The 12,196-nt window shown below is 71.7% G+C and carries 10 protein-coding genes; 4 read left to right on the forward strand and 6 right to left on the reverse strand.

What is annotated here, in order from left to right:
- Positions 1 to 27: 27 nt before the first annotated feature.
- The 4 genes from V8Z80_RS03235 to V8Z80_RS03250 all read left to right on the forward strand — a co-directional run bounded on the left by V8Z80_RS03235 (position 28) and on the right by V8Z80_RS03250 (position 2,652).
- Positions 28 to 510 (forward strand): ureidoglycolate lyase, encoded by a 483-nt coding sequence (locus V8Z80_RS03235; protein ID WP_336060983.1) that lies wholly within the window; start codon positions 28 to 30, stop codon positions 508 to 510.
- Between the two features lie 4 nt (positions 511 to 514).
- Entirely contained in the window at positions 515 to 1,423 is a 909-nt protein-coding gene (locus V8Z80_RS03240) for an allantoinase PuuE (protein WP_155192527.1), read from the forward strand.
- Between the two features lie 128 nt (positions 1,424 to 1,551).
- Positions 1,552 to 2,184 (forward strand): LysE family translocator, encoded by a 633-nt coding sequence (locus V8Z80_RS03245; RefSeq protein WP_336060984.1) that lies wholly within the window; start codon positions 1,552 to 1,554, stop codon positions 2,182 to 2,184.
- 12 nt (positions 2,185 to 2,196) lie between these two features.
- Positions 2,197 to 2,652 carry a hypothetical protein gene (locus V8Z80_RS03250; RefSeq protein WP_336060985.1) on the forward strand — a complete coding sequence of 152 codons (456 nt, stop codon included), beginning with the start codon at positions 2,197 to 2,199 and terminating at the stop codon, positions 2,650 to 2,652.
- Here the strand turns inward: V8Z80_RS03250 and V8Z80_RS03255 are convergent.
- The 6 genes from V8Z80_RS03255 to tssJ form a co-directional block, all read right to left on the reverse strand.
- Positions 2,649 to 4,265, reverse strand: a complete 1,617-nt coding sequence (locus V8Z80_RS03255; protein WP_336060986.1) for a hypothetical protein — start codon at positions 4,263 to 4,265, stop codon at positions 2,649 to 2,651. The genes V8Z80_RS03250 and V8Z80_RS03255 overlap by 4 nt on opposite strands.
- A 60-nt stretch (positions 4,266 to 4,325) precedes the next feature.
- Entirely contained in the window at positions 4,326 to 5,051 is a 726-nt protein-coding gene (tagF, locus tag V8Z80_RS03260) for a type VI secretion system-associated protein TagF (RefSeq protein WP_442951929.1), read from the reverse strand.
- Complete coding sequence (tssM, locus tag V8Z80_RS03265) at positions 5,051 to 8,662, reverse strand: type VI secretion system membrane subunit TssM (RefSeq protein WP_336060987.1); 3,612 nt, start codon at positions 8,660 to 8,662, stop codon at positions 5,051 to 5,053. Before tssM ends, tagF begins: the two co-directional genes overlap by 1 nt.
- On the reverse strand, positions 8,659 to 9,984 hold the full coding sequence (locus tag V8Z80_RS03270; protein ID WP_336060988.1) for a DotU family type VI secretion system protein: 1,326 nt from the start codon (positions 9,982 to 9,984) through the stop codon (positions 8,659 to 8,661). Before V8Z80_RS03270 ends, tssM begins: the two co-directional genes overlap by 4 nt.
- Positions 9,985 to 10,048: 64 nt before the next feature.
- Positions 10,049 to 11,383, reverse strand: a complete 1,335-nt coding sequence (gene tssK, locus V8Z80_RS03275) for a type VI secretion system baseplate subunit TssK (RefSeq protein WP_336060989.1) — start codon at positions 11,381 to 11,383, stop codon at positions 10,049 to 10,051.
- A 41-nt stretch (positions 11,384 to 11,424) separates the two neighbouring features.
- Positions 11,425 to 11,976: a type VI secretion system lipoprotein TssJ gene (gene tssJ, locus V8Z80_RS03280; RefSeq protein ID WP_155192511.1), complete on the reverse strand. Its 552-nt coding sequence runs from the start codon at positions 11,974 to 11,976 to the stop codon at positions 11,425 to 11,427.
- Positions 11,977 to 12,196 lie beyond the last annotated feature (220 nt).

Genomic DNA, 12,196 nt, shown 5'->3' on the forward strand with positions numbered 1-12,196 from the left:
GCCGGCCCATGAAGAAGGAGGATGACCATGCATCGCGTAAGAGTGGAACCGCTGACCGCCGAGGCCTTCGCGCCTTATGGCGACGTACTGGAGCTGCCCAGCCGGCCCGGGCGCATCTATTACAACGACGCGCTGGGCAACTTGCGGCCGCAGGCGGCGGCCAGCCTGTCGCTGACGCTGCGCGAACCGAGCCCGCCGCTGCCGCTGCGCGCCACGCTGCTCGAGCGGCACCCGTATTCCTCGCAAACCTTCGTGCCCCTCGACGTGGCGCGCTACCTGGTGGTGGTGGCGCCGCATCACCCGCAAGGCGGGCCCGACCTGGGACAGGTGCGCGCCTTCCTGGCGCGCGGCGACCAGGGCGTGACCTACCGGCCCGACACCTGGCACCACGGCCTGACCGTATTGGACAGGCCGGCGCGCTTTGCCGTGTTCATGTGGGCGACCGGCGGGGAAGGCGACGAGGAATTCGTCGATGTCGAACCTTTCGATGTGCTGCCTTCAGGAGAGTAGACCCATGTCTTGGCAACCCACGCGCGACTTCATCGGCTATGGCGAGCATCCGCCCGACCCCAGGTGGCCCGGCGGGGCGCGGCTGGCGCTGAACTTCGTGATGAACTACGAGGAAGGTTCCGAGCCGTCCTTCCAGGACGGCGAGAACCACACCGAGACCGGCTTGACCGAGGCCCACGGCCTGAACCAGATGGGCAAGGGCCGCGACCTGGCCGCCGAGGGCATGTTCGAGTACGGCAGCCGGGTAGGCTTCTGGCGCCTGGTGCGCCTGTTCGAGGAGCGCGGCCTGCCCATGACGGTGTTCGGCTGCGCCCTGGCCCTGGAGCGCAACCCGGCGGCCGCGGCCAAGATCCGGCAGATGGGCTACGACGTGTGCTGCCACGGCTGGCGCTGGATCAAGCATTTCGAGCTGGACGAGGCGCAGGAGCGCGAGCACATCCGCATGGCCATCGCTTCGCTGGAAAAAACGGTGGGCGCGCGCCCGCTGGGCTGGTATTGCCGCTACGGCCCCAGCGTGAACACGCGCCGGCTGCTCATGCAGGAAGGCGGCTTCCTGTACGACTCGGACTACTACGGCGACGAGCTGCCGTTCTGGCAGCTCGTGCAGGGCAGGCCGCAGCTGATCGTGCCCTATTCGCTGACCAACAACGACGGCAAGTACGCCGGCTGGATGGGCACCTCGGACCAGTGGTTCGGCTTCCTGAAGGACGCCTTCGACATGCTGTACGCCGAAGGCGCCCGCGCGCCCAAGATGATGTCGGTGGGCCTGCACATGCGCCTGGTCGGCCATCCGGCGCGCGCCGCCGGGCTGCAGCGCTTCCTGGACTACGTCATGAAGCACGAGGGCGTGTGGGTGACGCGCCGGCTGGACATCGCCGAGCACTGGCGCAGGACCCATCCGTACCCGGGCTAGCGCGGCGCGGCCCGCAGCGGGCGGCTGCGGGCAAACCGCTTGGCCTGCCGGGCTTGACGGCATAAGATGACAGGCCCGCCGGCCTTTGCCGCTTCCGCCCCGACGCCTGTCCCGCCTCGACGCCCGCCATGCCCGATACCGCCTCGCTGATTGCCTTTGCCCTGGTCTGCCTGGGCATGGTGCTGACTCCCGGCCCCAACATGATCTACCTGATCTCGCGTTCGATCTGCCAGGGCCGCATGGCCGGCCTGATCTCGCTGGGCGGGGTGGCGCTGGGCTTCCTGTTCTACATGGCCAGCGCTGCGCTGGGCATCACCGCGGTGCTGATGGCAGTGCCTTATGCCTACGACGTGCTGCGTTTCGGCGGGGCGCTCTACCTGCTGTATCTGGCCTGGCAGGCCATCAAGCCCGGCGGGCGCTCGCCGTTCCAGGTCCGGCAACTGCCGCCCGACAGCCCGCGCAAGCTGTTCCTGATGGGCTTTTTGACCAATCTGCTCAACCCCAAGATCGCCATGGTCTACCTGTCGCTGCTGCCGCAGTTCATCGATCCGGCCCGCGGCGACGTACTGCTGCAAGGCCTGGTGCTGGGCGCGACCCAGACGGTAATCAGCGTGACCGTCAACGGCCTTATCGCGCTGGCCGCCGGCTCGATCGCCTCGTTCCTGGGCAGCCGGCCGTTGTGGCTGGTGGCGCAGCGCTGGCTCATGGCCACCGTGCTGGCGGGCCTGGCCGTCAGGATGGCGACCGAGGCGCGCAGATAGCAAGGAGAAGCCATGGAGCAACTGCCCGACGACATCTACGCCCAGATCGAAGCTTTGTCCGAGGCCGGCAACGACGCCAGCGACCTGGGCGAGCATGCCGACGCCATCGTGCACTGGCGCCGCGCCCTGGCGCTGCTGCCCGAGCCGCGGCGCGAGTGGGAGGCCTACGAGTGGCTGCAGGCCAGCATCGGCGATGCGCATTACCAGATGGGCGACTATGCGCAGGCCAAGGATTGCCTGTTCGAGGCCCTGAATACGCTGGCGGCGCAGGAAAACGCCTTTGCCCATTACATGCTGGGCAAGGCGATGTGGCATCTGGGCGAGGAGCCCGCCTTCGACCGGCTCATGCGCGCCTATATGCTGGAAGGCGCGGAGATCTTCGAGACCGACCCGCCCGAGGGCCCGCAGATGCTGGCCGCGCTGCGCGAGCGCGGGCTGCTGGCCGGCCCGGGCGGGCCGGCAGCCTAGAACCGGTGCGAGATGCTGGCCGGCTGGCCGGGGCGCACCGTCAATTGCACGTTGTGCGGCGGCAGGTCGGCGTTGCGCACCGTGACCGCATAGGTGCCCGGCGCCAGCTGCAGGCTGCGCAGCGGCGGGCTGATGCCGCGCGAGATCCCGTCCACCAGGATCTCGCCCCAAGGCTGCACGTCGATGCTCACGCGCACGGGCGCGGGCGCGGGCGGCTCGGGCGTCGCCTGCGCATCGGCCTGCTGCCCGGTTTCGCCCGGCTCCAAGGCGGTTAGCGCCCTATCGGCGTGCTCCATCGCTGCCTGCTCCATTGCAGCCTGTTCCGCTGCGGCTTGCTCCGTTGCCTCTAGTTGTGCCGCCTGCGGCCCGCCCGCCTCGTGGGCTGTTTCGGCCTGCTCCGGCGCGGGCGCTTGTGCCGCCGCCCCATCGGCGGAAGCGGCGGACGGCGCCGGCAGGGGCGGAGAGAGCGCGTCCGAGGGCGCTGGCTGGCCAGCCGCCAAGGCCGCGCCGGCCGGATCGGGTTCGCCCGGCTGCGCGGGCGCCTGCTCCGGGGCCGGCGGGACGTGCGCCAGGGCGGGCGGTTGCGGCGCCTGGCCGGCGTCCGGGGCCGGATCCTGCATGGCGGGTGCGTCGGCGGCCAGGGCGGGCGCCGGATCTTGTGCCGCGGCAGGCGGCGGGGCGGCAGGGGCGGCGGGCTGTTCCCCGGCGTGAGCGGCGGGCGGCACCGGCTCGGCATCGCCGGGGGCCGGGGCCGTCATGGCCTGGCCCGCCGCTTGGGCCGACGGGTCCGGGGCCGTATCCCTGCCCAGCAGCCACCAGGCGGCCGTACCGGCCAGCAGCGCCAGCACGGCCACGACCAGGCCCCAGGGCGCGCGCTGCGCCGGCGCGGGGGCGGGTTCGGGCCGCTGCCCGGCATCGGCCGGCGCGGCCGGGGCCGGCCGGGCGGCGGGCTGTGCCGGTGCAGGTGCAGGTGCCGATGCCGAAGCGGCGGCCGCCGCCGCGGCGCTGGAACGCGGCGCTTGCGCGGCCGCGGCCGCGTTGCCGGCCTTGGCCCGGGCGGCCGCCGCCGGAGGCGCCGGCTCGCCCTGGGCGCAAACCTGCAGGGCGTGCTCGTAGTCGGCCAGCGAGCGCGCCCGCTCCTGCGGGAACAGGAGCAGGCCGCGGTCCACCGCCTGAAGCAGCGCGGGCGGCACCTCATGCAGCCCGCGCTGGCCCAGCGGCACCCAGGTGTCCTGCACCACGCGCTCGGGCGCCGGAGGCGGGGGGCTGCCGGTGATCCACGCGCAGACCAGCGCGCTCAGGGCGTAGACGTCGGTCCAGGGGCCCAGCGGCTGCGCCGGGTCGTCCAGGTACTGCTCCAGCGCCGCGTAGCCCGGCGCCAGGCCGGCACCCAGGGGCAGCACCGGATCGGCGGGCCGCGGATCGCCGCCGGGCGGGCGCAGCCTGGCCCAGCCCTCGGCGTCGATTTCCACTGCGTCGGGCACGATGCCGCCGTGCAGGCGCCCGCTTTCGTGCAGGACCGCCAGCCCCGGCAGCATGCCGTCGAGCATGGCCAGTATCTTGGCGGGAGGCAGGGGGCTGGCGCCGGGGGCGAAGGTCTGCATGGAACTCATGGCGGGTTATCCCTGGAGGGCAAGCGCGAGGCGGGAAACAAAGAGTACATCGTCGGCCTGTCACAGACGCGAGCGGGCCAGCGGCACGAACAGCCGGGCAAATAGCGTGGCATTGAGCGCGCCGCCGTGCACGTAGGTTTGCAGGGCGGCGCCGTCGGCCTGGTTGGTCCACCAGTAGCTGGTGTGCGAGGCCGGGTTGAAGCACTCGGGCAGCTCGGGCCAGCCCGCCGGCCCATGCGGGGCGGGCGCGGGCGCATCGGGCAGCCCGGCGTTGAGGATTTCCAGGATATCCTGGCCGGGCGAACCGTGCGCGGCCGGCTGCGGCGCGGCCTGCAATCCGGCCGCGGCCTGAGCCAGCGCGCGGTCGAGCTGGTCGGCGCCGCTGCCGTGGCGCACCGCGCTCAGCAGCGCGCCGCCGGCGTCGCGATAGAACGGCCCGGACTGCGCCAGCATGCCGGGCTCGTAGCCGCGCACCGGGATCTCCCACAAGGCCCAGAGCGGATAGGCCCGGCCCACCCGGTCGCGGCTGGGCATGACGCAGCCCAGCTGCACCGAGCCGGCGCCCGGGCCGGCCGGCACGGCGAAGTTCCACAGCGGCGCGGCCAGGAACTCGCGCTGCGCCTCGGGCGGCAGCTGGCGCAGCGCAGCCAGGCCGTGCTGCGCCCATTTGTCCCACCAGGCCGCCAGCTCGCGCGTGACGCCCCGGTGCAGGAAATCGCCGGCGGCCGGGATCTTGCCGTACCAGCCGTGCCGGCCGCGCGCCGCGCCATCGTGCCTGCCCCACATCATGGCTGCCCCGGGCAGGAGAAGCCGCGCATCTCGGGCAGGCTGAAGGGGCTCTTGATGCTGCTGGCCACGATTTCCAGCACGACCTTGCGCCCGCCCACCTCGAAGGTGGCCTCGGTGATCTCGGGCGAGGCGCCGGGCCGCAGCCGCGCGCGGTCCAGCATGCGGTTCAGGGCCCACGGGCCGCTGGTGGCCAGGCCCGACTCGCCCTGCACCGGCGTGACCGCCAGCCGGACCTGGTTGGTGCCGCGCGGGCCCGGCCAGCGCACGGTGGTGCCCACCTGCGGGCCATGCGCATAGCGCACCACCTGGCCGTCGACGTCCAGCACGAACTGGGTGATCTGCGCGTCCATCTCGACCGGGCGGATGGTGACCTGGTAGGAGGGCAGCGTGTCGCCGCCCGAGAAATACACGTCGCGGATCACCGTCGCGCGCTGGAAGGCGTCCAGATAGCCCGAGCCGCCCGCGGGCAGGCCGCCGTCGATGCCCGGCTTGAAGCGCCAGCTGCCGGCCGAGACGTCGATCTGGCTGACCAGGTGCTTTTGCAGGAAGTCGTCCATCATGCCGTTAGGCGCGAACAGGCGCGCCATGTCGCTGGGGGCGACCTCGCGGCTGGCCGTGGGCGAGAAGGGATAGCGCCCGGCGATGGCCTGCCGGCAGAACAGCCCGATGGTGGCGCCCACGTTCTCGCCCAGCCGCGCGCGCATCAGGGTCGAGACCTGGTCGGTGGCGGCCACCGAAAGGTTTTCCAGCAGCCCGCCCACCGGCGCGGGCATGCGTCCGGCCTCGGCGCGCAGCTTGGTGACCACCTCGGCATTGGGCGGGGTGTTGGCGCTGCGCAGCGCGGCATCGGCCGCCGTCAGGTAGGTATAGAGCTCGTTGATCAGGCCGGTCGTCGCGGCGATGGGGGGCGGGCCGCCGCCCTCGCTGGACACCAGCCGGCGGTAGGGTTCGAAGTGCCGGTCGACGATGCGCTCGGGCCGGTCCTCGCCCGCTTCGGGGCGCGGGGCGTTGACCGGGGCGACGCTGCCGAACATCTGTTCGAGCGTGCGGCGGGTGCTGCTGACGCTCTCGCGGGCCTGGTCGGCCAGCGAGTAGTCCTGGCTGCGCGAATCGCGCAGCAGCGTGGTCTGGCGCGCCACGCCCTGCACCAGCCTGACCAGCGGCGAATCGGGCGCGGACAGCGTGCGCGCCACCTGGATGTTGTGCAGCAGCGATTGCCCGGGCGCGATGCGCAGGTCGTCCAGGTAGTTGTCCCACTCGGTCACGTAGTCGTTCAGGTACAGGCGCCGGATCTCGGCCGAGAGCTGGCTGCGCGCCTGCGCATCGAGCACCCCGGGCGCGGGCAGGCCCAGCACCCAGGCGTCGTCGCGCCGCAGCGATTGCGCCACCTCGTCGATGCGCTTGGCGAAGATATCCCAGTAGCCTTCGTAGCTGTACAGCCCCGGTATGCCCTGGGTCAAGGGCAGGCCGCTGGCGCGGATGAACACCGAGGCGGCCTGCGGGCCCGCCAGCGTGGTGACGGTGGTCGGCTCCAGGTTCTCGTTGTCGGCCAGCATGCGGCGCAGGCGGCTGTAGGCCCGCTCGGCCAGGGGGTAGCTGGCCAGCCGCTGGCGCGTGCGCTCGACCAGCGCGTCGTTTCTGGGAAAGGGCGATACCACCACGCGGTCGCGCGCCAGCGCGCGCAGATGGGCCGACAGGTTGTCGTATTGCTGCCGGGTGTAGTCCGGCGGCAGCACCTGCTGCATGTCGGCCAGCAGCCAGGCATGCATGAACTCCGGATCGTAGTGATCGGTCTCGTACAGCATCTGGTAGGCGCGCAGCGCTTCGTAGGAGAACTCCAGGTCGTCGGGGCTGGCGCCTTCCAGGGCCGCCTCGATGCGCCGCGCCACCAGCGGCAGCAGCACTTCGTCCAGGGTGCGCCGGTACACCCCCTGGGCGGCCGCCGACATCTTGCCGCCCTGGTACAGGCCGAAGCGGTAGCCCAGCGGCGGCCTGGCGATGTCAAAGCCAGGCGTGGCCGGCAGGCCGCTCAGGCTGTCCAGGTAGGGCATCAGCCCGAGCACGTCGCCGCTGCCGCTGATCCTGACCTCTTGCGCGCGCGCCTGCACCTGCGGCACGCGCGCCTGCACGTCGGCAACGTAGTTGGCGTTGTTGCGATAGCTCAGCAGCCAGCCGGCCAGCAGGCCGCCCAGCGCCAGGGTGACGAGCGTGTAGCCGGCCCAGTGCACCGCGCGATAGCGGCGCTCCCAGCGCAGGTTGCGGCCGGCCAGCCCCGCTTCGCGAAAGACCACCTGCTGCAGCAGGTTCTTGAGGAAGTAGCTGCGTCCGGGCTGCTCGCCCGGCAAGGAGGCCGGCTGCGGGCTGCCTTCGATGCGCAGGTAGCGCTTGAGCCGGCCGGTCACCTGGTCGAAGGTCTCGCCGCCCTGCGTGCCGCTGGTGAAGTACACGCCGCGCGGCATCAGCCGGGCCTCGAAGCGCGAGGCGCCGAACACGTCGCTCAGGAAGTGGCCCAGCACGTTCTGCAGGCCGGCGAACTGCTGCGGCAGCATATAGGCCAGCGCGCGCCGGGCCGGGTCCGGCTCGGCCGCCAGCACGTCGGGCAGGGCATCGTCCAGGCGCCGCTGCAGCAGCCGGTATTCGGCATGGTAGGCCGCGTAAAGGTCGAAGTCCGGCTCGAGCGACTTGGCGTAGGGCAGGGTAAAGCCCCAGACCTGCGCCAGGTCTTCGCGGCTGAACGAGGCGAAGTACTCCTCGAAGCCCGAGAGCAGGTCGACCTTGGTGACCAGCACGTAGATGGGGAACTGGATGCCCAGCTGCTGGCGCAGTTCCTGCAGGCGCTGGCGCAGCACCGCGGCATGCTGCACGCGCTCGCTGTCCGAGGCCGACAGCAGGTCGGCCAGGCTGATGGTCAGGATGGCGCCGTTGATGGGCTGGCGGCCTCGAAAGCGCGTAAGCAGGCCCAGGAAGCCGCGCCACTCCTTCTCGTCGCCGACCGGGTTGCTTTCGTGGGTGGTGTAGCGCCCGGCGGTATCGAGCAGCACCGCCTCGTCGGTGAACCACCAGTCGCAATTGTGCGTGCCGCCCACCCCGCGCAGGGCCACCTTGCCGTAGCGGTCGGCCAGCGGGAAGTTCAGGCCCGAGTTGACCAGCGCGGTGGTCTTGCCCGAGCCGGGCGCGCCGATGAACACGTACCAGGGCAGCTGGTACAGGTGCTGGCGCGACAGGCGCGACCAGGGCCGCTGCTTGCCCGGCCCGAAGCGCATGGTGCGCAGCCGCTGCATGGCCTCGTCGAAGCGTTCGGCCAGCTCGCGCATCTCGGGGTCGGCGCCGGCCGGCTCGGCCTTCTTCTTCTGGGCCGGCTTGCGCAGCTGGCCCAGCAGCTGCGCGTTGAGCCTGCCTTCGCGCCATTTGCGCCAGAGCAGGCGCAGCAGCCACAGCGCGAACATGGCCGCGATCAGCAGCATGCGCGCGCGCTCGCTCTCCAGCGGGCGCCAGGCGCCGATGGCCAGCAGCGGTCCGGCGATCCACACCAGGAAGGCCAGCGCCACCAGGCCCAGGAAGTTCCAGAAACCCCGGCCCGTCAGCAGCCGGATCAGGTCGTGGATCATTGCGTGGCCTCCGGGTTGCGCGGCGGTGCGCCGCCATCGGCGCCGCGCCGGGCGGCCGCCTCGCTGGCCGCGTCCGAGGGCGCCAGCAGCAGCGTGATCTCCACCCTGCGGTTGCGGGCGCGGTTGGCCGGCGTATCGTTGGGCGCGACCGGATCGGCCTCGCCGCGTCCTTCGGCGCGCACCCGGTTGGGCACGCTCAGGCGCTCTTCCAGCAGGGTCTTGACCGCGTCGGCGCGGGCCTGCGAAAGGTGCCAGTTCGAGGGAAAGCGGGCGGTGCGGATGGGCACGTTGTCCGAATAGCCGCTGACCAGGATGCTGCCGCGCGTACCGTTCATGGCGTCGGCGATGCGCGCCAGCACCGGGTAATAGCGCTCGCGCACGCTGGCCGAGCCGGAATCGAACAGGCCGTCGCCGCGCAGGACCACCACGCTGCGGTCGGCCTCGTCGCGCACCGTCACCAGGTCCTCGCGGATCTCGGGCGCCAGGAAGGTCGCCAGCCTGGGCGCGGGGGCGGGCGCCGGTGCGGGTGCGGGCGCCTGGCTGCGCACCGCTGGCGGTTCGAGCGCGCTGACCGCGGCGAAGGCCGCGTCCGAGGTGCCGCCCAGCCGCCAGTTCAGGAAGGAATAGGCCAGCAGGCCGGCCAGCACGCCCAGCGCCGCGAAGGCCCACAGCGGCACCACGGGCCGGCTTGCCTGGGCCAGCGCGGGCGCATCGCGCCAGTGCGGCGACAGCTCGCGCGGGTATTCGCCGCGCGCGCCGCGCAGGATGTGCAGCAGCCGCTGGCGCAGGGTCTCGAGTTGCGTGCGGCCGTTGTCCACCACGCGATAGCGTCCCTCGAAGCCCAGCACCAGGCAGTAGTAGAGCAGCTCCAGCAGGTCCAGGTGCTGGCTGGGGTTTTGCGAAAGCTTGGCCAGCAGCTGGAAGAACTTCTCGCCGCCCCAGGTCTCGTTGTGGAAGGTCACCAGCAGGCTATGCGAGGACCAGACGCCCGCGCCCCAGGGCGTGAGCGCGGCCGCCTCGTCCAGCGCCGTGCACAGGCAATAGCGCGCGCCCAGGATGGTTTCGTTGGGCAGGCCGGCCTGCTGGGCGCGCAGTTCGAACTGCCGGATTTCGTCGACCAGGTGTTCGCGCAGCATCGCCGGCGAGGGGTGGCTTTCGGTGGCGCGGATCTGCGGGATCAGGTCCAGCACCGGGTTGGCTGCGGCCACCAGCGGGTTGCTGCCGCTGATCACGTATTCGTCGGGCCGAGGGCGCGCGGGCTCGGGCGCGCCGCGCAGGCCCGGCCCGGGAGCCGGGCCGGGGGAAAGATCGGAACCGTACATGCGTCTTGTCCTGTGTATTCAGTCTTGGCAAGCGCGGCGGGCAGGCGCGCGCCTGCCCGCCGGCTCAGTCGCGGATGGCCCAGAATTCCATGCTCAGGCCGGGGAACTCGCCGGCCAGGTGCAGCGCCATCGCGCCGGTCTGTTCAAGCTGGCGCCACAGTTCGCTGTGCTTGTCCAGCTCGAAGTAGACGTAGCCGGCGTGGTACGGGATCTGGCGCGGCACCACCGGCAGCGCGCGCACCGGCACGCCCGGCAGCTGCAAGTGCACCAGGTCGCGGATGCGCTCGACCGGGCCGATCTTGACCTGGGCGGGGAAGTGCGCGCGCAGCGCCTCGCCGGGCATCTGGGCATGCACGGCCAGCACGAAGCCGGCCTGGCGCAGCAGTTCGCGGTCGGCGACCTGGGCCACCTTGACCCCGCGGCCGCGGTCCTCCAGCGGGATTTGCAGGGCGTTCTGCTCCAGCACGGCCGACAGCGAGCGGCGCAGCTCGTCCATCAGCGGCCCGAAGCTGGCTTGCAGGTCGTCGTGGGCATAGGCCGGCGGATCGGTCCAGCGGCGTTGCGGCGACGTGTAGGTGGCCAGGTCGCAGGCCAGCATCAGCCAGTCGTGGAACAGCCGCTCGGGATGCAGGCCCTCGATCTGGCCGGCATGCCAGAGCGAGCCGGCGTAGCGGTTCACCAGCGAGAGCAGCATGAAGTCGGCCACCTCGGCCACCCCGCCGCGCCCGGGCTGGGCCAGCCGCGCGGCCAGGGTCTGGGCCCGCGCGTGCAGCAGGCCGGCGAGCTCCTGGACGTAGCCGGCCAGCCGCGGTTCGGCGCCGGCCGACAGCCAGGGCGCAATGTAGGCCTCGTCCAGCACCACGCGGTTGTCGGGACGGCGCTCGGCGATACGGGCCACGCCCAGCGTCAGCCATTCGTCGCCGGCCTCGTGTTCGAGCAGCAGGCGCAGCCGCGGGCGGCCGGCCTGCAGCAGCACGGGTTCGAGCCCGCCCTCGGTGCTGTCCTGCAGCTCGATCTCGATCACGTCGTGGCGCGCCAGGGCATCGTGAGCGGCCTCGTAGACCGCGTCGGCCGTGCCTTCGCGCTGGCGCGCCAACGCCAGCATCACCCGCTGGCCGCGCGTGCCGGGCGGTACCTCCAGCGCCAGCGGGGCGTCGGCGGGATGGTCGAATTCGAAGGCGGTGCCGTCGGGGAACACGCCCTGGGCCGCGCGCAGCGCCACCTTGCCCAGGGCCAGCGCATCGCTGTCCAGCGCCAGCCGGGCATAGCCCCAGAACAGCCCCTGCAGGGGCGCCGTGCGCAGGTGCAGCGCGCGTTCCAGGTAGCGTTCCTGCTGCTGGAAATGCTGCGGGCGAAGGAACATGCCTTCGGACCAGATCACCTTGTGATGCAATGCCATGTCTTAGCGTTCTCTTGTCTCGGTGCCGGAGATGCCGGCGTTCAGAAGCGCCACCAGGGGCTGTCTTCCTCGGCCGCGGAAATGCCCTGGCGCGCGGCCACCACGCGCAGCACGTGGGCGCTGGGCGACATCTGCCAGAACTTGTAGATGTTGGTGCTGCGCGCCTCGGGCAGGGGGATGGTCAGGCGCCAGTCGCTGTGCTCCAGGTCGCGATAGGCCGCCACCACGCCCAGCGCCTGGGCCTGCGGGTCGCCCGCGCCGCGCAGCTCGTGCACCTGGCCCGGGCGCAGGATCACCTGCTCGACCGCGATCAGCTCCTCGCCCAGCAGCTGGCGCGGATCGCCTTGCAGCGCGAAGAAATCGCTCTGCTCGAAGCCGCGCGTCGAGCGCAGCGTGTAGACGGTGATCTGCACCGGCGAGGGACGCTGGCGGGCGTCGGGATTGACGTCGTCGCTGGCGATGAGCCTGACCTCGTAGGGCACGCCCACGCGCTTGGCGGTGGAGGCGCAGCCGGCGGCCAGCAGGGCGGCCAGCAACAGGACGGCGCCCAGCGCCAGGCGCTGGACGGGCGTGAGGGGTCTTGGAACTGCCATGCCGGGGATTGCCTCCTGTCGTTGCGGGGTGGGCCGACCCCACATGACAAAACAGAAAAAAGAAACTTTTGTTAAGAACAGAGCGCGTTACTTTTCTTACCGAATCGATACACAAGAGACAAAAATGAGGGACGATCGAAACAGTGTTGTCGCATAAGCTTCACACCGCGGTCCTAAGCTGGTCCGCAACCTCGCGCCGGCCCGGCGACGCCCGCGCCGC

Origin of the sequence: Orrella sp. JC864 (genome assembly GCF_037026685.1) — a bacterium.
Classification (GTDB): Bacteria; Pseudomonadota; Gammaproteobacteria; order Burkholderiales; family Burkholderiaceae_B; genus Orrella.

Excerpts from the sequence above, each read along its gene's own strand:
- V8Z80_RS03235 (WP_336060983.1), top strand. The coding sequence starts at position 28 with ATGCATCGCGTAAGAGTGGAACCGCTGACCGCCGAGGCCTTCGCGCCT.
- V8Z80_RS03240 (WP_155192527.1), top strand. The coding sequence starts at position 515 with ATGTCTTGGCAACCCACGCGCGACTTCATCGGCTATGGCGAGCATCCG.
- tssM (WP_336060987.1), bottom strand. The coding sequence starts at position 8,662 with ATGATCCACGACCTGATCCGGCTGCTGACGGGCCGGGGTTTCTGGAAC.
- V8Z80_RS03270 (WP_336060988.1), bottom strand. The coding sequence starts at position 9,984 with ATGTACGGTTCCGATCTTTCCCCCGGCCCGGCTCCCGGGCCGGGCCTG.
- tagF (WP_442951929.1), bottom strand. The coding sequence starts at position 5,051 with ATGTGGGGCAGGCACGATGGCGCGGCGCGCGGCCGGCACGGCTGGTAC.
- V8Z80_RS03250 (WP_336060985.1), top strand. The coding sequence starts at position 2,197 with ATGGAGCAACTGCCCGACGACATCTACGCCCAGATCGAAGCTTTGTCC.
- tssK (WP_336060989.1), bottom strand. The coding sequence starts at position 11,383 with ATGGCATTGCATCACAAGGTGATCTGGTCCGAAGGCATGTTCCTTCGC.
- V8Z80_RS03255 (WP_336060986.1), bottom strand. The coding sequence starts at position 4,265 with ATGAGTTCCATGCAGACCTTCGCCCCCGGCGCCAGCCCCCTGCCTCCC.
- V8Z80_RS03245 (WP_336060984.1), top strand. The coding sequence starts at position 1,552 with ATGCCCGATACCGCCTCGCTGATTGCCTTTGCCCTGGTCTGCCTGGGC.
- tssJ (WP_155192511.1), bottom strand. The coding sequence starts at position 11,976 with ATGGCAGTTCCAAGACCCCTCACGCCCGTCCAGCGCCTGGCGCTGGGC.